Origin of the sequence: Nocardioides sp. J9 (assembly GCF_007829375.1) — a bacterium.
Taxonomy (GTDB): domain Bacteria; phylum Actinomycetota; class Actinomycetes; order Propionibacteriales; family Nocardioidaceae; genus Nocardioides.
This window is the reverse complement of sequence record NZ_VLJQ01000055.1, coordinates 106,177-124,289: the sequence shown is the minus strand read 5'-3', so window position 1 is coordinate 124,289 and position 18,113 is coordinate 106,177. Positions and strand designations below refer to the sequence as shown.

The following is an 18,113-nucleotide window of genomic DNA, read 5'->3' as shown; positions in this document are numbered from 1 at the left end:
CCCGCCGGCTCCACCGGCAACATCGCGACCGAGGACCTCGTGTCCATGTTCCACGAGATGGGCGTGGACACCGGGCTCGACCTCGAGCGCCTCATCGAGGCCGCGCGCGAGGCGCAGAGCACGCTCGGCCGCAAGCTCACCAGCCACTCGATCGTCGCCGGGCCGGTCATCTGGTCCCCGGCCGTCTGACACACCACAAGGAGAAGAAGATGAGCAACCGCGTCGCACTGGTCACGGGTGGTGCCCAGGGCATCGGCAAGGGCATCGCCACCACGCTGGGACGGGACGGGTTCCGCGTGGCCGTCGCCGACCTCAACCTGGCGGTCGCCGAGGAGACCGCGAAGGAGATCAGCGCCGCCGGCGGCGAGGCCATCGCCGTGTCGATCGACGTGACCTCGACGGAGTCCGTCAAGGCTGCCGTCGCGACCGTCGAGGCCGAGCTCGGCCCGATCGAGGTCGTGGTCAACAACGCCGGCTGGGACGACTTCATGCCGTTCGTGAAGACCACCGAGGACTTCTGGGACAAGATCCTCGACATCAACTACAAGGGTGCGCTGCGCGTCATCCACACCGTCGTGCCGGGCATGATGGAGCGCGGCTTCGGCCGCGTCATCAACATCGGCTCCGACGCCGGCCGCGTCGGCTCCTCGATGGAGGCTGTCTACTCCGGTGCCAAGGGCGGCATCATCGCCTTCACCAAGACCCTCGCCCGCGAGGTCGCCCGCAAGGGCGTCACGGCCAACACGGTGTGCCCCGGCCCCACGGACACCCCGGCCCTGCGCAAGTTCGCCGACGGCGCCGGCGGCGGTGACGCCGAGAAGGTGATCGCCGGCATGACCTCCGCCGTCCCGATGAAGCGCCTGGGCACCCCGGAGGACATCGGCCCCGCCGTCTCCTTCTTCGCCTCCGACGGCGCGGGCTTCGTGACCGGCCAGACGCTGTCGGTCAGTGGCGGCCTGACGATGGCGTGAGGGCGGTGGACGTGGCGACGTGCAGGCGGCCGCGATGACAGGGGGGACCGACGTCGTCGAGTGGACCCCGAGCGGCCAGTACGAGGACATCGTTTACGAGACCTCCCCCGAGGGGATCGCGCGGATCACGATCAACCGGCCGGAGGTCCACAACGCCTTCCGGCCGCAGACGCTGGTCGAGGTCGACCGGGCGCTGATGGTGGCGCGCGAGGACGAAGCGGTGGGGGCCATCATCCTCACCGGCGCTGGTGACCGGGCGTTCTGCTCCGGGGGAGACCAGCGGGTCCGCGGGGACAGCGGCTATCAGCTAGACGCCAGCTCGACGGGCCGGTTCCACGTCACCGACCTCCACGTCGCCATGCGCCGGTGCCCGAAGCCGATCGTGGCGATGGTCGCCGGCTACGCCNCGCCGCCGACAACGCTGTCTTCGGCCAGGTGGGACCGAAGGTCGGCTCCTTCGACGGCGGCTACGGGTCCAGCATCCTCTCCGACCTCGTGGGGCCGAAGAAGGCCAAGGAGATCTGGTTCCTCTGCCGCCAGTACGACGCCCAGGAGGCGTTGGCGATGGGCCTGGTCAACACCGTGGTCCCGCTCGCCGACCTCGAGGCGGAGACCGTCCGCTGGTGCCGGGACATGCTCGCCCTCTCGCCACGTGCACTGCGGATGTCGAAGCTCAGCTTCCACGCCCACGAGGACGGCTACGCCGGCATCCAGCAGCTGGCTCACGACGCCAACCTCCTCTTCTACGGGACCGAGGAGGCCAGGGAGGGACGCGAGTCCTTCAAGGCCCGTCGTACCCCCGACTTCACCCGCTTCCCGCGCCGTCCCTGACGGCCAGCACGACCCGAATCGAGGAACCATGACCGAGACCCCCGTCGTCACCTGGACCGCCGAGTCGCCCGGCGTGATGGTCGTGACCATGGACCGGCCGCCCGCCAACGCGCTGGGCATCCCGCTGCTCGACGGCCTCCACGCCGCCATCGACGCGGCCGAGCAGGCCGGGGACGTCAAGGTCATGGTGGTCACCTCGGCCAGGGACGGCTTCTTCGCGGCCGGCGCGGACATCAAGCACATGTCGACGATCGACGCGGAGTCCTTCCTCGCCTACGGGGACAAGATGCGGGCGGTCAACGACCGCCTGGCCGCGTCGCCCTGGCTGTCGATCGCAGCGGTGGACGGCCTCGCCCTCGGTGGCGGGCTGGAGCTCGCGATGGCCTGCACGATGCGCGTCGCGGGTCCGCGGGCGAAGCTCGGGCTGCCGGAGGTCAAGCTCGGCCTCATCCCCGGCGCGGGCGGCACGCAGCGGCTGACGCAGCTCGTCGGCCGCGGCCGCGCGCTCGACATCATGCTGACCGCCCGCCAGGTCGGGGCGGCGGAGGCGCTGCAGATCGGGCTGGTCGACCGGTTGACCGACGAGGACGTGGTCAAGACTGCGCTCGAGCTCGCCCAGGAGCTGGTGACGTCCTCGCTGCCCGCCCAGCTGGCGGTCGTCCGTACCGTCGACGCCGCGTTCGCCCTGCCGCTGGCGGAGGGCATCGCCTACGAGCGCGACCAGGAGCAGGGCCTGTTCGAGGACGGCGAGGCCGCGGAGGGGATCTCCGCCTTCGTGGCGAAGCGTCGACCGCGCTTCGCGTGACCGTGGCCGGTCGCCGTGACTGACGCGGTGCCGGGCGTCCCGCGGTCCACGCTGGTCGTCTGCATGGCGGCCGTGTGGGTGCTGTGGGGCTCGGTCTACCTCGCGATCCGGCTCGTGGTCGACGAGGCCGACCCGTTCCAGGCGATGGCGCAGCGGTACGTCGTCGCCGCGCTCCTGCTGGCGGTCATCGCCACGGCGCGGCGCGGGTGGCGGACCCTGCGGGTGACCCGGGCCGAGGCGGCAGGGCTGGTGGTGACGGGCATCCTGCTCCTGGGCTTCGGCAACGGCTTCCAGGCCCTGGCCCAGGTGCAGGGGCTGCCGTCGGGGGTCGCCGCACTCATCGTCGCGACCGTGCCTGCGTGGGCGGTCCTCATCCGCCTCGCCACCGGTGACCGCCCCACGCGAGCGACCTGGGCCGGCGTCGTGCTGGGCTTCGGCGGCTTGGCCGCCCTGGTCGGCCTGGGCCAGGGCGGCGGTGGCGCGATCCCGGCGCTCGCCGCCCTGTGCTGCCTCGGGGCCAGCATCAGCTGGACGATCGGGTCCTTCCTGCAGGGCCGCCTGGCGCTGCCCTCGGACGTGGTGACCGTGGCGACCTACCAGCAGCTGGTCGCCGCCGGCACGTCCACCGTCCTCGCCATCAGCAGCGGCGAGCAGGTCAGCATCGCCTACTCGACACGCGGCTGGCTCGCCATGGCCTGGCTGGTGCTCGCCTGCTCCGTCACCGCCTACCTCGCCTTCGCCTGGCTGCTCGCCAACGTGCCGCTCTCGCTCACGGCCACCCACGCCTACGTGAACCCCGTCGTCGCGGTCGTGCTGGGCGCCGTCGTTCTGGGTGAGTCCGTCGGTGCAGGCGTCCTCGTCGGCGGAGGCGCGGTGGTGCTGGCTGTCGTGCTCATCATCGGCTCCGAGCGGCGTACCCGCACGGACCACGTCCCGGGCACCGAGGTCGCGCAGCCGGCGTGACCCCTCCTCCTTCTCCTCGCCTGCCACTGGGCGTGGTGGGCGTGGTGGGCGTGGTGGGCCCGGTGGGCCTGGGGCGGCCGTCGGGGTGGCCGTCGGGCATGTAACACGCTGATCGCGGCTGTTGCCGCGCGCCGACTGCTGTGCGAGGCGTGCCCGGTGGGTGACCTTTGCGGTCCGGGGGGACAGGTCGGCGTACGACGGGTTGCGCGGGCTGGGTGGTCGGCCGGCCGCGCATGTAACACGCTGATCACGGCTCTTCCCGCCCGCTGGCGACTGTTCCCGCCGCACCCAGCAGGGGATTCCCGCGGTCTCCGGGCTGCCAGGTCTGCGGACCACGTGTTGCACGTGGCAGCGGGATGCCAGCGCGGCGATCACCGTGTTGCACGCGGCAACAGGCTGCCAGGGCAGCGATCAACGTGTTACATGCGGCGGCCGCGCACGACAACCGTGAGCCTCATCCGACCTCCACCCGTCACCCCGCCACCGGCCGCACCCGCCTCCCCCTTTGGGGATAGACGAAAACCCCTCCTTGTAGGGTCGAACCGATCTAACTATCAGACCATACTTCGTGACGTGAGACACACCGAGCGTTCGGTGTTCCCGAGACCCGAGGAGATCCTCCGCATGAAGCGACGTCTGCTGGCGGCGACGACCGCCGTCACCTTGTCCCTCACCATGGCCGCGTGCGGCGCGGCCAGTGACAGCTCGGGCGGGGACGCCGAGGAGGGACCCATCAAGATCGCCCTGATCCCGCCCACCAGCGGCGCCCTCGCCCAGTTCGGCACCGACTCGGTGAAGGGCTGGGAGACCGCTGTGCGCCTGGTCAACGAGGCCGGCGGCATCGACGGGCGCAAGGTCGAGCTGCTCGTCAAGGGCACCGACGCGGACCCCGCCACCACCCTGCGCGTGGCCAAGGAGGCAGTGACCCAGGACGGCGCCCAGTTCATCGGCTCGGTGATGACCTCGCCGGAGCACGGCGCCCTCAACGCCCAGCTCGAGGGGCTCGGGGCCCTGTCGTTCAACTCGCTCGGCAAGGACGACGCGCTCGTGGGCGAGCAGTGCTCGCCGTACGCCGTCCACGTCGTGCAGACGACCAGCATGGACGTGAACGCCCTGGCGAACTCGATCGCGGAGATGCCCGGTGAGAAGTGGGCGATCCAGGCCGTCGACTACGCCACCGGCCACAGTGCGGCGGAGACCTTCAAGGCTGCCGCGGAGAAGGCCGGCAAGGAGGTCGTGCTGGAGCAGTTCGCCCCGCTCAACACGACCGACTTCGGCTCCTACATCACCAAGCTCAAGAACAGCGGCGCGGACGCGGTCTTCGCCGTCGAGTTCGGCGCCGACGGCGTCGCCTTCGTCCAGCAGGCCGACCAGTTCAACCTGGACGACCAGCTGAAGACGGTGCTCGGCCTCAACATGGTCTCCGAGCCGCTCTTCGAGACCCTCGGCGAGAGCATCGTCGGCTACTACAACAACGTCGGGTACGACGCCGCGGCCGACACCGAGGCCAACAAGGAGTTCAGCGAGGCCTACACCGAGGACCACGGCTCGGCGCCGTACTACGTCCCCGCCGACGCCTACGCCGCGGCACAGATCCTCTTCGCCGGCATCGAGGAGGCGGGCAGCTCCGAGCCGGCCGAGGTCGCCGAGGCGCTCGCGGACCTCACCGTCGAGACCAACGTCGGTGAGGTCACGGTCCGTAGCACCGACAACCAGGTCCTCCGGGACTCCTACCTCGGCAAGGTCGTCAAGGGTGACGGTGGCCTCGCCTTCGAGGTGGTCACCAACACCAGCGCGGACGTGACGACCACCGAGTCGGACCCGGCCTGCAAGTTCTGACCGAGCGGGCGTCGGCGCGCGGGACCCGCGCGCCGACGCCCGTCGTCAGGGAGGGACAGACGTGAACGCTGCACAACTGCTCAACGGGATCGCGCTCGGCTCGCTGCTGATGGTGCTGAGCTCCGGCCTCGCCATGATCTACGGCCTGCGGGGAGTGGCGAACTTCGCCCACGGCGCGCTCTACATGTCCGGGGCCTACATCGCCTACTCGGTGTCGGACCGAGCCGGCTTCTGGCTGGCGCTCCTCGTCGTCCCCCTCGCGCTCGCGGTCGTCGGTGTCCTGCTGGAGCTGGTCTTCTTCCGGCCGCTCCAGCACCGCTCTCACATCGAGCTCGGCCTGATCACGTTCGGGCTCGCGCTGATGGCGGAACGGCTGGTGGTGCTCATCTGGGGGGAGCGCACGCTCCGCGTCACGCCGCCCGAGTTCCTCCAGGGGACCTCGAACTTCCTGGGCGTCGAGTACCCGAGCTACCGGCTGGCCATCATCGCCATCGCGGTGGTCCTCGCCGCCGCGCTGGTGCTGTGGCTGCGCAGCACCACGACCGGGTTGCACATCCGCGCGGCCAGCCAGGACATCGAGACCGCTGCCATCATGGGCATCAACGTCGACCGCGTGAGCCTCGTCGTGGTTGCGGTCGGCTCGGCACTCGCCGGCTTCGCCGGTGCGCTCGCGGCGCCGTACATCGCACTCGACCCCGGCATGGGCAGCGCGTTCCTGATCACGGTGCTGATCATCGTCGTCGTCGGTGGGATCGGGAGCATCGGCGGGGCGATGATCGCCGGGATGGGGCTCGGCGTCATCCAGAGCGTCACGACCGTCTGGTCGCCGAGCGTCGCGGTGGTCGTCCCCTACCTCGCCCTGACCATCGTCCTGCTGTGGCGACCCACCGGGCTCGCCGGAAAGAGGGTGTCATGACCACGACCGCCCCCACCGACGTGGTGAGCCCGTCCGCGGCCGCGCCCGAGGCGTCGCCCCGCGGACGCCTCAAGGGCACCCTGGTGGGCCTCGGCATCGCCGTCGCCACCTTGCTGGCCGGCCTCGCCGTCCCGTACGTCGTGACCGACACCTACCGGATGAGCCTGCTCGTCGAGGGAACGCTGCTCAGCCTCCTCGCGATCGGGATCGGCTTCCTCGCCCGCCACCTCGGGTTGATCAGCCTCGGCCACGGCGCCTTCTTCGGGGCCGCGGCGTACGGCGTCGGCATCGCCACCACCAACTGGGGCTGGTCGCCGACGACGGCCGTCGGCTTCGGGGTCGTGGTCGGCACCGGCTTCGCCGTGGTCATGGGCCTCCTCGTGGTCCGCTCCTCGGGGTTCGGCTTCCTGATGCTGACGCTGGCCCTGTCGCAGGCGCTCTACGCGCTCAGCGTGCAGACCTCGGCGCGGCCGCTCACCGGCGCGCACGACGGCAAGCTGCTCAGCTACGACCGCGACATGACGTTCCTGGGCCTGGCCCAGCGGGACGTGATGAACCCCGGCCTGTTCTGGCCGATGGCGTGGATCGCCCTGACCATGTGTGCCACCGTGCTGTGGCTCGTCGGCCGGTCCCGCTTCGGCACCACCCTGGAGGGCATTCGTGAGAACGAGGAGCGGATGCGCTTCTCCGGCTACGACACCTTCGGGCCGCGCCTGGTCGCGTTCGTGCTCTCGGGAGCGGTGGCGTCCCTGGGCGGTGCACTCTTCGCGATCAACTCAGGCTACGTCTCGCCGGACATCCTCGGCTTCACCCGGGCCGGTGACAGCCTCATCGCCGCACTCGTCGGGGGCTTCGGACTGCTGGTCGGCCCGATCGTCGGGACCTTCCTGTTCGTCTACGCCCAGGCCAACTTCAACTTCGGGGGCAACCTCCACCTCTTCACCGGGATGGCGCTGATCCTCGTGCTGGTGTTCATGCCCGGAGGCATCACCGGCAGCCTGCAGAAGCTCTACCACCGACTGAGGAGGGGACGTCGATGACGATCTTCGAAGGCCGCGGACTCACCGTCCGGTACGGCGCCCACGTCGCGCTCGACGGCGTGGACATCGCGCTCGAGCCGGGCGTCGTGCACGGGGTGATCGGCCCCAACGGCGCCGGCAAGTCGACGTTCATCGACGCACTCTCCGGCCGCAAACGTCCCTCGTCCGGAACGGTCACGTTCGAGGGCGTGGACATCACGCGGCGCTCGGTCCGCTGGCGGCGGCGGAAAGGCCTGTCCCGCTCCTTCCAGCGCACCAGCGTCTTCGGGGCGATGACGGTCGGCGACCAGCTCGAGATGGTCGCCCGCCGCAACAACGAGGAGGACCTCGGCGAGATCGTCCGCACGCTCGGCCTCGAGGGGATCCTCGACCGGGTGTGCGCGGAGATCGCCTACGGCACCCAGCGGTCCGTGGACCTGGCCATCGCCCTCATCGGCCGGCCGAAGGTCGTGCTGCTCGACGAGCCGTGCGCAGGGCTGGTCCACGACGAGTCGGTCCGGATGCTCCAGCACGTGCGCGACGTGTGCAAGGAGAGGGACGTAGCGGCGCTGCTCGTCGAGCACGACGTCGAGGGCGTCTTCCGCACCTGCGACGTCATCACCGTGCTCGACCTCGGCAAGCTGCTCGCCACGGGCACCCCCGACGACGTCCGCGCCGACGAGAACGTGATCCGTGCCTACCTGGGGAGCGCAGCATGACCGCCACGCCCGTGCTCGAGTTCCGCGACGTCACCGCCGGCTACGGCGGCTCGGTGATCCTCCAGGACCTGTCGTTCTCGATCGCCCCCGGCGAGACCGTCGGCCTGGTCGGCCGCAACGGAGCCGGCAAGACCACCACCCTGCTCTCCGTGTACGGCGTGCCCTCGGTCCGCGGCCAGGTGCTGGTCGACGGCGAGCCGGTCGGGCGCCGGGCGCACGTCCCGACCGCGCGTGGGGTGTCCCTCGTGCCGCAGGGCAAGCGAATCTTCGGCAACCTCACGGTCGAGGAGAACATCCTGCTCGGGCGGGCTTCGCGGCGAGCGACCACGTGGACCCTGGAGGACCTCTACGAGCTCTTCCCCAACCTCGCCCGTGGCCGGAAGCGTCCGGGCACCTCGCTCTCCGGTGGTGAGCAGCAGATGCTCGCCATCGCCCGCGCCCTCATGGCCGGACCGGCGCTCCTCATGCTGGATGAGCCCACCGAGGGCCTGGCGCCGGTGATCATCGACGCCATCGTGGACGCGTTGCGGGAGATCCGGTCCCGTGGCACGGCCCTCCTGCTCGTGGAGCAGCACATCGGGATGATCCAGAAGGTCGCCGACCGCTACCTCGCGCTCCGCAAGGGCCGGCTGGCGGGCGAGGGTCCGATCGAACAGCTCGGGGACCGGGCGGTGCAGGAGATGATCGCGCTCTGAACAGAGCCGGCCGGTGGAGAAGTCTCCACCGGCCGGCACGGACATTGGCCTGACCATTTCTCGCGGGTGGCCTAGGGTGGTGACCGGGAGGTGATGAGATGACGCATGACGGGACGGAACGATCGTTCACGGGCCCGCTCGCAGGCCTACGGGTGGTCGAGGTCGGAAGCATCGGGCCAGGGCCCTACTGCGCGATGCTCCTCGCCGACCTCGGCGCCGACGTCATCCGGGTCGACCGGGCGCAGGGAGCCGCCCTGGTCGGCCCCAACGCCGACTTCCGGACCGAGGTCCTCCACCGCGGGCGCCGCTCCGTGGCGGTCGACCTCAAGCACCCTCGCGGCCACGAGGTCGTCCTCGACCTCGTGGCCAGTGCCGACGCGCTCATCGAGGGCTTCCGCCCCGGCGTGGCGGAGCGGCTCGGCATCGGCCCCGATGTGTGCCTCGCGGCCAATTCCCGCCTCGTCTACGGCCGGATGACCGGCTACGGGCAGGACGGGCCGCTGGCCCAGGCCGTCGGGCACGACATCAACTACATCGCCCAGAGCGGCGTCCTGGCACTCGTGGGGCGTCAGGGTCAACCGCCCACCCCGCCGCTGAGCCTCGTCGGAGACTTCGGCGGAGGCGGCGCCGTGCTGGCGCTCGGGCTGCTCGCCGCGGTGTGGGAGGCCGGGCGGTCCGGTCGCGGACAGGTCGTCGACGCCGCGATGGTCGACGGATCGGCCCTGCTGGCCGCCGCCTTCCACGGGTTCGTCAGCGCCGGCACCTGGCGCACCGAGCGCGGCACCAACATCGTCGACTCCGGCGCACCCTTCTACGACGCCTACGAGACCGCCGACGGTCGCTGGCTCGCCGTCGGCGCGCTCGAGCCCCACTTCTACGCCGACCTGCTCGACGTCCTCGGCCTCGACGCCGCCGCGCTCCCCGATCGCGACGACCACACGCGCTGGCCGGAGCTGGCGAAGGTCTTCGCTGACACCATCCGCGAGCGCACGCGCGAGGAGTGGGTGACCCGGGCCGCCGGACGGGGCTGCATCTCACCCGTGCTGGACGTGCAGGAGGCCTGGGTCCACCCCCACAACGTCGCCAGGGGCACCTTCGTGGACGTCGCCGGCGTGACCCAACCGGCGCCCCAGCCCCGCTTCAGCCGCACTACCGCCGTCGTCGACGGCCCGCCACCCGTCCCCGGCGAGCACACCCGCGAAGCCCTGGCCGCGTGGGGCATCGACCCCGACGTCGTCCGGGACTGGGAGCGGGACGGCGCGATCCGTCTCGCGGACCAGCCCGCCCCCGTCCCTACCCAGGAAGGCAGTCTCTCTGATGAAGCTCCCTGACCGCTCGTTCGAGACGATCACCGTCACCGAGGCGGCGCCCGGCGTCGCCCTGGTGACCCTCGACCGTCCCGAGCGCTACAACGCGATGACCGACCGGATGTTCGTCGAGCTCGAGCGCGTCGCGCTGGACCTCGACCAGGTCGACGACCTGCGGGTGGTCGTGCTCACCGGCGCCGGTCGTGCGTTCTGCGCCGGCTTCKVSMKCGMRGVCGCCGMCCGGCTCGCCGACCTCGGTGCCATCGGGATGCTCGACCAGCAGGAGCGCGGCGCCCGGGCACTGCTGGCCGTGCGGGCCCTCCGGGTCCCGGTCGTGGCCGCCGTCAACGGTCCTGCCGCCGGCGGTGGGCTGGCGCTGGCGCTGCAGGCCGACATCCGGCTGGCGTCGCCGGAGGCGAAGTTCAACGCCGCGTTCGTCAAGATCGGCCTCAGCGCGGGCGACCTCGGCACCTCCTGGCTGCTGACCCGGCTCGTCGGCCCCGCTGTCGCGAGCGAGATCTGCTTCACCGGCCGGATGGTGCACGCCGAGGAGGCTGTCCGGATCGGGCTGGTCAACAGCGTCAGCGAGCCCGACAAGCTCCTGGACGACGCCCTCGGCCTCGCCGACCGCATCGTCGCCAACAGCCCCGGTGGCATCCAGCTCTCCAAGCGCGCCCTCCACGCGAACATGGAGATCGGCTCCTACGCCGCGGCCATCGAGCTGGAGAACCGTGGACAGGCCCTGCTGACGCGCAGCGCCGACATGCCCGAGGCACTCGCTGCCTTCAAGGAGAAGCGCCGCCCCGTCTTCTCGGGGGAGTGACGACATGACCGTGACCGAGGAGAACACCACCGTGGACATCGAATTCCCCGAGCTCGAGGAGCTGACCTTCGAGGTCCTCCCCGGCGACATCGGCGTGCTGCGGATCAACCGGCCGGACCGGATGAACAGCCAGACCTTCCGCATGTTCAGGGAGTACGGCGAGGCCGCCTTCGCGCTGCGCGACGCGCCCCTGCGCGCCCTCATCGTCACCGGCACCGGAACGCGGTCCTTCTGCGCCGGTTTCGACCTCGACGAGGTCGGCCGGATCAGCGAGATGGGCGTGCGCGAGTTCCTCAAGTTCCAGGAGACCGCCACGGGCGGCATCCAGGCGCTGCACTTCCTGCCCTTCCCGGTGATCGCCGCCGTGCACGGCCCGGCCACCGGGGGCGGCCTGGCGCTCGCCCTCGCGGCTGACATCCGGCTCTGCGACCCGGTCGCCAAGTTCAGCGCCGCCTTCGTCAAGGTCGGCCTGTCCGTCGGCGAGCTGGGCACGTCGTACCACCTCACCCGGTTGGTCGGCCCCGCACGCGCCGCGGAGATCGCGTTCAGCGCCCGCATCGTCGGAGCCGACGAGGCGGAGCGGATCGGGCTCGTCAACCGGGTCGTCCCGACCGACGAGCTCTTCGGCGCCGCAGTCGAGCTCGCCGGGCAGATCGCCCGCAACTCGCCTGCCGGGGTGCGGATGTCGAAGCGCGCCATCCAGCGCAACCTCGAGGTGACGTCGTACGCCGCCGCACTGGAGCTGGAGAACCGCGGGCAGGCGCTGATGACGCGGACCCGTGACATGCCGGAGGCGCTCGCGGCGTTCGTGGAGAAGCGGGACCCCCGCTTCACGGGGGAGTGACGACTGCCCATGAGCGCCTGGGACTGGAGCGCCGAGGAGCGAGCCCGGCTCGGGGAGTTCCTCGAGCAGCACGGCATCACCTCCGGTGAGGTCACCACGAAGCCGATCGGCGACGGGCACTCGAACCTGACCTACCTGGTGACCGACGTCCACGGCCGGCGAGCGGTCGTGCGACGGCCTCCGCCGCCCCCGACGCCTCCGGGCGCCCACGACATGCTGCGTGAGGCGAGGCTGGTCGGGGCCCTGGGCAGCACCGCGGTGCCCGTCGCCGAGCTGCTCGCGACCGCGGAGGCCGGAGAGGTCATCGACGTCCACCTCTACGTGATGGGCTTCGCAGCAGGGCCGGTCGTCACGACGTCGACGCCGCCCACGCTCGCCGACCCTGCGACACGCCGCAGGATCGGCGAGTCGCTGGTGGACACCCTTGCCGACCTCCATGCCGTGGACTGGAGGGCGGCTGGCCTCGCCGACCTCGGGAGGCCGGAGGGGTTCAACGCCCGCCACCGGTCGCGCATGGCACGCCTCGTCGCCGACGAGGACGGCGACCCGCCCGCGGCCTTCGCAGCGGTGGACGCGTGGCTGCAGGAGAACGTGCCGCCCGAGTCGGGAGCCACGATCGTCCACAACGACTACCGGATCGGCAACGTCATCCTCTCCGAGGACGACCCCGGTGCCGTGGAGGCAGTCCTCGACTGGGAGCTCGCCACGCTCGGGGACCCGCTCTTCGACCTCGGCTACTTCCTCGCCTCCGTCCCTGACGACGCCCCGCCGTACAACGCCACCCAGCAGCTCTCCCTCGCCATGCTCGAGGACGGCTACCCGACCCGCGCCGAGCTCGCCGAGCGGTACGCCGCGCGCACGGGGGCCGACCTGTCGAACCTGGCCTGGTACACCACGCTCGCGCTGTGGAAGCTGGCGGTCCTCTACGAGTACGGGCGACGCCGCGCCGTGCGAGGCGTGGGGGACCCGTACTACGCCGACCCGACGCTCGTGCCGTCCTTCCTCGCCGACGCGCACCGCGCCGCCGGCCTGCCAGCACTCACCGACGTCCCGCAGGAGGCCCGCGCATGAGCAACAGGTCATGGGAGAAGTTCCACGACGAGCTGATCCGGCGTGAGGAGGCGACCGGCCTCCCGGAGCGCTTCTTCGACCGGTTCGTCTTCAACGTCCACCCCACGGACGCGACGGCGCCGTCGATCCTCGTCGGTCTGGGCCTGCACCCGGTCCAGGACACGGTCGACGGGTTCGCGATCCTCACCACCCGCACCGAGCAGCGCAACGTCCGCTTCGCCACCGAGCTGTCGGCGACCGATCCGGGCACCTGCGGCCCGTTCGCCTACCAGGTCGTCGAGCCGAACCAGTCCTGGCACCTCTCGCTCACCGACAACCCGACCGGGCTGGCGTTCGACCTGCGGTGGGAGGCGCGGACCCCCGCGTGGTGGGGCGACATCGACGTCACGAACAACTCGGGCGAGTTGACGTCGTTCTCGCACCTGTTCCAGTCCGGCTTCGTCCGCGGGAGCATCAGTATCGACGGCGCCGAGCAGCAGGTGGAGCGGTGGTACAGCCAGCGCGACCGCTCTCGTGGTGTCCGCACGATGGCGGGCGGCCAGGGGCTGCACATCTGGTACCAGGCACAGTTCGATGACCGGTCCATCGGGTTCCTCCTCGTCGAGACCCGCGACGGTGGCCGGATCCTCCTCGAGGGCGCGGTGATGCACACCGACGGCACCCTCGACGAAGTCGTCGACGTGCGCCACGACCTGGTCTTCGACGACCAGCTGGACCTCAAGGCCGGACGGGTGCAGGTGACCACGGCCTCCGGCGCGGTCTACCCGGTCGACACCGACGCGTCCGCCGGTGGTGGCTACATGGCCGGCGGTGGGTACGGCGGGCACCACGGCAAGGCGTTCGGCCGCGACCACCTCGAGAGCGACGTCTACCCGCTCGACGGCTCGGTCACCCAGCGGACCCTGGACTCTTCCCTCACCGACCGCCTGTGCTCCTTCGACTGGCAGGGACGGCCGGGCTCGGGGATCTTCGAGTTCGCGCTGACCCGCTCGCCGTCGTACGCCTATCGGCCGACGCTGACCTGACGCCACCGGGGGTGGTAAGCACAGGACCGCCGGACCCGCGCTCGCGGGTCCGGCGGTCCTTGCGTCGTGACCGGCCTCAGCCGATCAGGAACCGGCCGATCATCATGATGCCGAGCGCGGCGAGCCAGGCGTCGGTCGCGCGACCCAGCCACGACGGGTCGTCCGGACCTCCGTGAGTCGGAGAGCACGCCGTCGGCGGCGAGCGGGGCCCGTCGTGCAGGCCGGTCGAGGAAACGGCGAGGCCCCGGACGGCGGGGCCGTCCGGGGCCTGGGTCGTGCGTCCGCGCGCGACGCGGTCCGGCTAGAAGATCGACTTCGCGATGATCTCCCGCTGGATCTCGTTGGTGCCACCGAAGATCGGCGGCGCGAGCGCGCGGCGGACCTGGAACTCCATGCCGTACTCCCGCGCGTAGCCTGCGCCGCCCATGAGCTGCATGCCCTCGAGTGCGGCCCGCTTCGCCACCTCGGTCGCGCGCATCTTCGCCATCGCCGACTCCCGCGCCAGGTCGTCCTCGCGCCCGTCGTCGATCGCCTGGGCGACGTCGTAGATGAAGGCCCGCGTGGTCGCGATGTCGGTCGCGATGTCGGCGACCCGGTGCCGGAGCGCCTGGAACTCGCTGATCGACTGCCCGAACGCGTCGCGCTGCTTCATGTAGGCGACGGCGTCCTCGAGGGAGCGCCGCGCCGCGCCGATGCTGAACGCCGCGATGATCATCCGCTCCACGCTGAGCCCGCGCATCAGCTGCTTCCAGCCCTGCCCGGGCTCCCCGACGACGGCCGACACCGGGACGCGCGCCTGGGTGAAGAAGACGTCGTTGCAGGTGCGCGCCTCCATCGTCTTGACCTCGCGCATCTCGATGCCCGGGGTGTCGCACGGCACCATGAGGAGGGTGAGCCCGGCGTGCTTGGGGCCGGAGGCGTCCTCGCGGACGAGGGTGAGCATGTGCTGCGCCACGTGCGCCGTCGAGATCCAGGTCTTCTGCCCGTCGATGACGTACTCGTCTCCGTCGCGCACCGCCTTCGTGCGCACGGCCCCCAGGTCGGACCCGGTGCCGGGCTCGGACAGGGCGATCGCCTCGATCCGGCCCGCCGCCAGGTTGGAGACGATCGTCTTCTTCTGCTCGTCGTTGCCCCACTTGAGGTAGGTCTGGGCAGCGGTGAGCCCGGTGGTGTAGGCGAGCAGGCCGGGGGCCAGCCCGCGGTGGGCCTCCTCGATGAACACGCACTCGTCGACGAACCCGGCCCCGCCCCCGCCGTACTCCTCCGGCAGCGAGACGCCGAGCCAGCCCAGGTCCGACATCTTCCGGAGGAGCTCGAAGCTGGTGGCGACGGTCTCGTTGTCGGTCAGCTCGTCGCGCTGCGCGAGGGTCCCGCACTCACGCGCACAGAAGTCCTCGATCGCCTTCGCGAACTCGAGGCGCTCGGCGTCCAGCTGCATCGTCGGCCTCAGTTCCCGCGGTACTTCGAGAAGTCGGGCTGCCGCTTCTCGTTGAACGCGGTGATGCCCTCCTGCGCCTCGGGCGTCTCGCCGAACAGCTTGAGGGTGGTGATGGCCATGTTGCCGACCGCGACGAAGTGCTCGGTGTCGCTGTTGAACGACTGCTTGAGCACCTTGAGCGCGGTGGGGGAGTAGGCGTTCATCGTCTCGGCCCAGCGACGCACCTCGTCCTTGAGCTCGGCAGCCGGGACGACCTTGTTCACCAGGCCCCAGTCCAGCGCCTCCTCGGCGCTCAGGCGGCGCAGCATGAACCAGATCTCGCGGGCGCGCTTCTCGCCGACGACCCGGGCGAGGTAGCCGGAGCCGAGGCCGGCGTCGAAGCTGCCCACCCGGGGGCCGTTCTGGCCGAAGCTGGCGGTGTCGGCGGCGATCGTGAGGTCCGCGAGCACGTGCAGGACGTGGCCGCCACCGATGGCCAGGCCGTTGACGGCGGCGATGACGGGCTTCGGGACGTCGCGCATCACCCGGTGCAGGGCCTCGACCTCGAACAGGCCGGACTGCGACGGACCGTAGTCGCCGGTCTCCATCCGCTGCTTCTGGTCACCGCCGGCGCAGAAGGCCTTGTCGCCCGCGCCGGTGAGGCAGATGGTGCCGACGTCGGGGCTCGCCCACGCCCGCTTGAACGCGAGGACCAGCTCGTCGACGGTCTGCGCGCGGAAGGCGTTGAACCGGTCCGGCCGGTTGATCGTGATCCAGGCAAGGCCGTTCTCGACCTCGTAGGTGATGTCGGTGAAGTTGTCCATGGTCGACATGTCCTTCTCGTAAGGGGCGTGGGAGCCACGTCGCGCGACGTTTGGCCTGACCATTTGTACAATACGGATGTAAACGATCGTTCACAAGACCCTAGGGTGGGTTCGTGCAAGAGCTGACCTTCATCCCCAGTGAGCCGGAGCGGCTCTTCGACGTCCACGGCCTGCAGCAGGTGCCCGGCGGGGTGACCTGCCGGAGCTCGCTCGGCGCGTGGGCTACCGGCCCTGACGGCCGTACCGCACCCGGTGCGCTGGGCGTGCTGGCCGACGAGGTGACGGGTTATGCGCTCATGGCGTCGCTGCCCGAGGGCGCCTGGTCCATCAGCACGGAGATCTGGATCGACATGGTCGGCGAGCTCCGTCGCGGCGCTGACCTCGAGGCGTGTGCCCGTCCGGTGCAGGAGGGTTCCTTCGCGCTCGGCCGCATCCGCGACGCGTCGGGGGCGGTGGTGGCCGAGTGCCGTCATCGCGGACGCGCGGTTCCTCGACCTGACGGCCTCGACCCGTCGTCGGTGCCGGTGGTCGGTGCGTCGGGGGCCGCAGACCTCGCGTCGCTCCTGGGCCTGCACGGCGGCACCGGGGACGCAGTGCTGCCGGCGCATCCCTCGCTGCTCAACCCGCGAGGGATGCTGCACGGAGGCGTGTCCCTCGCGGCGTCCGACGTCGTCGCGACCCGGTCGCGCATCGAGGCCGGGAGCTCGCTCGCCACGACCTCGATCCACATCGTCCACACGCGCGGGGTCGCTGCGGGGGCGAACCTCGAGCTGCGGGCGACGACCCGCCACTCCGGCCGGACCCTGTGGGTCACCGACGTGGTCGGCACCGTCGACGGGCGGACCTGCACGGTCGCCACCGTGACGGCCCAGCCGTAGTCGTTGGTCAGGCGCGGCTGCGGATACCCATCGCACCCGACAGCGGCAGGGGCCAGTCCAGCGCAGCCGCCTCGGCCACGTGCTCGTCGATCCGGCCGGCGATGTCGTCGGGGAAGTCCGCCGGTCGCCGGGTCTCCAGGTCGACCGCCACCACGATGATCTCGACCGTGCRGGCGAGCCGCTCGTGGTCGAGGTCCAGGATGAAGGACAGCAGGTGCCCGGCCTTCGCCGACCGTGCGACGAACGCCGTGTGGGCACTGAACCGGCCGCCCGCGTGCATCTCGGTGAAGTAGCGGATGTGGTGCTCGGCGGTGAAGACCCCGCGCCGCCGGTTGGCGCGGTAGGCGTCGTCCACGCCGATCCGGCGCAGCAGCACGTCGGCGGCGAACGCGCCCGCGTCGAGGTAGTGGCGGATGTTCATGTGGCCGTTGGCGTCGATGAAGTCCGGCGTCACCTCGCCCTCGTGCAGGACGGGCAGGTCGAGGACCTGGGGGTACGACGGCAGGTCGGCGTTGCTCATGGCGCCAGACTGGCGGATCGGTGCCGTGGTCCGCGTCCGGTGTGGTCCCGCCCACTGTGGGCTGCGACAGCAGGCAGGGCCCGGTCGCGTTGACCGCGTCCCGCCGCGTGGTCGACGGTGGGCGTCCAACCGAGACGAGGAGTGTCGATGACCCTGGAGATCACTGTCGCCGAGCTGGCCGAGGCCACCGACCTCGACCTCGGTGCCTCGCCCTGGCAGCGCGTCGAGCAGGGCCGCATCGACACCTTCGCCGACGCCACCGACGACCACCAGTGGATCCACGTCGACGCGGAGCGAGCGGCGGACGGCCCGTTCGGGCGCACGATCGCCCATGGCTACCTCACCCTGGCGCTGGTGCCGTCGATGCTGAAGAAGCTGATGGTGATCACCGACCACGGCCGCGGCATCAACTACGGGCTCGACAAGGTGCGCTTCACCGCGCCGGTCCCGGTCGGCGCCGAGATCCGCCTCGCGGCCTCGATCCCCGAGTCCACCCGGCGCGAGGACGGCGGCGTCCAGTACCGGGTGGCGCTCCGGGTCGAGGTCAGGGGGCAGGACCGCCCCGCGATGGTCGGCGAGTCGATCTACCTCACCTTCCCCCGGGGCTGAGCGTCCTCGGCGTCCGCCGTCGGGGTGGGCGCCGAGG

18 protein-coding genes and 2 pseudogenes are annotated in these 18,113 nt (G+C 71.1%); 17 read left to right on the top strand and 3 right to left on the bottom strand.

Translation table 11 applies throughout. The features are described from left to right. Nucleotides 1-45 precede the first annotated feature (45 nt). The 15 genes and pseudogenes from L615_RS23735 to L615_RS06110 all read left to right on the top strand — a co-directional run bounded on the left by L615_RS23735 (nucleotide 46) and on the right by L615_RS06110 (nucleotide 13,828). Nucleotides 46-189: a hypothetical protein gene (locus L615_RS23735; protein WP_222430464.1), complete on the top strand. Its 144-nt coding sequence runs from the start codon at nucleotides 46-48 to the stop codon at nucleotides 187-189. A gap of 20 nt (nucleotides 190-209) precedes the next feature. After that, nucleotides 210-971 (top strand): SDR family NAD(P)-dependent oxidoreductase, encoded by a 762-nt coding sequence (locus L615_RS06175; protein WP_028654505.1) that lies wholly within the window; start codon nucleotides 210-212, stop codon nucleotides 969-971. A 34-nt stretch (nucleotides 972-1,005) separates the two neighbouring features. Further along, nucleotides 1,006-1,802, top strand: a pseudogene (locus L615_RS24090) (enoyl-CoA hydratase-related protein). A gap of 28 nt (nucleotides 1,803-1,830) precedes the next feature. Then, nucleotides 1,831-2,607, top strand: coding sequence for an enoyl-CoA hydratase/isomerase family protein (locus L615_RS24085; protein ID WP_145724470.1), 777 nt, complete (start codon nucleotides 1,831-1,833; stop codon nucleotides 2,605-2,607). A 15-nt stretch (nucleotides 2,608-2,622) separates the two neighbouring features. Next, entirely contained in the window at nucleotides 2,623-3,570 is a 948-nt protein-coding gene (locus L615_RS06160) for an EamA family transporter (protein WP_145724469.1), read from the top strand. Nucleotides 3,571-4,194: 624 nt separating this feature from the next. Next, entirely contained in the window at nucleotides 4,195-5,409 is a 1,215-nt protein-coding gene (locus L615_RS06155) for an ABC transporter substrate-binding protein (protein ID WP_186449756.1), read from the top strand. A gap of 61 nt (nucleotides 5,410-5,470) precedes the next feature. Then, nucleotides 5,471-6,325: a branched-chain amino acid ABC transporter permease gene (locus tag L615_RS06150; RefSeq protein ID WP_028654501.1), complete on the top strand. Its 855-nt coding sequence runs from the start codon at nucleotides 5,471-5,473 to the stop codon at nucleotides 6,323-6,325. Further along, nucleotides 6,322-7,365: a branched-chain amino acid ABC transporter permease gene (locus L615_RS06145; RefSeq protein ID WP_028654500.1), complete on the top strand. Its 1,044-nt coding sequence runs from the start codon at nucleotides 6,322-6,324 to the stop codon at nucleotides 7,363-7,365. The genes L615_RS06150 and L615_RS06145 overlap by 4 nt, the downstream gene beginning before the upstream one ends. Next, on the top strand, nucleotides 7,362-8,063 hold the full coding sequence (locus L615_RS06140) for an ABC transporter ATP-binding protein (RefSeq protein WP_028654499.1): 702 nt from the start codon (nucleotides 7,362-7,364) through the stop codon (nucleotides 8,061-8,063). Before L615_RS06145 ends, L615_RS06140 begins: the two co-directional genes overlap by 4 nt. Continuing rightward, complete coding sequence (locus L615_RS06135; protein WP_028654498.1) at nucleotides 8,060-8,758, top strand: ABC transporter ATP-binding protein; 699 nt, start codon at nucleotides 8,060-8,062, stop codon at nucleotides 8,756-8,758. Before L615_RS06140 ends, L615_RS06135 begins: the two co-directional genes overlap by 4 nt. A gap of 98 nt (nucleotides 8,759-8,856) precedes the next feature. Next, nucleotides 8,857-10,089, top strand: coding sequence for a CaiB/BaiF CoA-transferase family protein (locus tag L615_RS06130; RefSeq protein WP_145724467.1), 1,233 nt, complete (start codon nucleotides 8,857-8,859; stop codon nucleotides 10,087-10,089). Further along, nucleotides 10,076-10,888 (top strand): annotated as a pseudogene (locus L615_RS06125) (enoyl-CoA hydratase/isomerase family protein). The gene L615_RS06130 and the pseudogene L615_RS06125 overlap by 14 nt, the downstream one beginning before the upstream one ends. 4 nt (nucleotides 10,889-10,892) lie before the next feature. Next, nucleotides 10,893-11,732, top strand: coding sequence for an enoyl-CoA hydratase/isomerase family protein (locus L615_RS06120; protein WP_186449755.1), 840 nt, complete (start codon nucleotides 10,893-10,895; stop codon nucleotides 11,730-11,732). Nucleotides 11,733-11,741: 9 nt separating this feature from the next. Further along, entirely contained in the window at nucleotides 11,742-12,803 is a 1,062-nt protein-coding gene (locus tag L615_RS06115; RefSeq protein WP_145724466.1) for a phosphotransferase family protein, read from the top strand. Further along, nucleotides 12,800-13,828: a hypothetical protein gene (locus L615_RS06110; RefSeq protein WP_222430462.1), complete on the top strand. Its 1,029-nt coding sequence runs from the start codon at nucleotides 12,800-12,802 to the stop codon at nucleotides 13,826-13,828. Before L615_RS06115 ends, L615_RS06110 begins: the two co-directional genes overlap by 4 nt. A 301-nt stretch (nucleotides 13,829-14,129) precedes the next feature. Here L615_RS06110 and L615_RS06105 read toward each other — a convergent pair whose 3' ends face one another. Together L615_RS06105 and L615_RS06100 are read right to left on the bottom strand one after the other, a co-directional pair. Continuing rightward, nucleotides 14,130-15,266 (bottom strand): acyl-CoA dehydrogenase family protein, encoded by a 1,137-nt coding sequence (locus tag L615_RS06105; RefSeq protein ID WP_145724465.1) that lies wholly within the window; start codon nucleotides 15,264-15,266, stop codon nucleotides 14,130-14,132. 8 nt (nucleotides 15,267-15,274) lie between these two features. Next, a complete protein-coding gene (locus L615_RS06100; protein WP_261376577.1) occupies nucleotides 15,275-16,078 on the bottom strand; it encodes an enoyl-CoA hydratase-related protein in 804 nt (267 codons plus the stop codon). 104 nt (nucleotides 16,079-16,182) lie between these two features. On the opposite strand from L615_RS06100, the gene L615_RS06095 reads away from it, so the two are divergent. After that, complete coding sequence (locus L615_RS06095; protein WP_145724464.1) at nucleotides 16,183-16,947, top strand: PaaI family thioesterase; 765 nt, start codon at nucleotides 16,183-16,185, stop codon at nucleotides 16,945-16,947. A gap of 7 nt (nucleotides 16,948-16,954) precedes the next feature. Here L615_RS06095 and L615_RS06090 read toward each other — a convergent pair whose 3' ends face one another. After that, the gene (locus L615_RS06090; RefSeq protein ID WP_145724463.1) at nucleotides 16,955-17,467 is read right to left on the bottom strand and encodes a thioesterase family protein; all 513 of its coding nucleotides are present in this window, start codon (nucleotides 17,465-17,467) and stop codon (nucleotides 16,955-16,957) included. Nucleotides 17,468-17,614: 147 nt separating this feature from the next. On the opposite strand from L615_RS06090, the gene L615_RS06085 reads away from it, so the two are divergent. Then, nucleotides 17,615-18,076 (top strand): MaoC family dehydratase, encoded by a 462-nt coding sequence (locus tag L615_RS06085; protein WP_145724462.1) that lies wholly within the window; start codon nucleotides 17,615-17,617, stop codon nucleotides 18,074-18,076. Nucleotides 18,077-18,113: the final 37 nt, after the last annotated feature.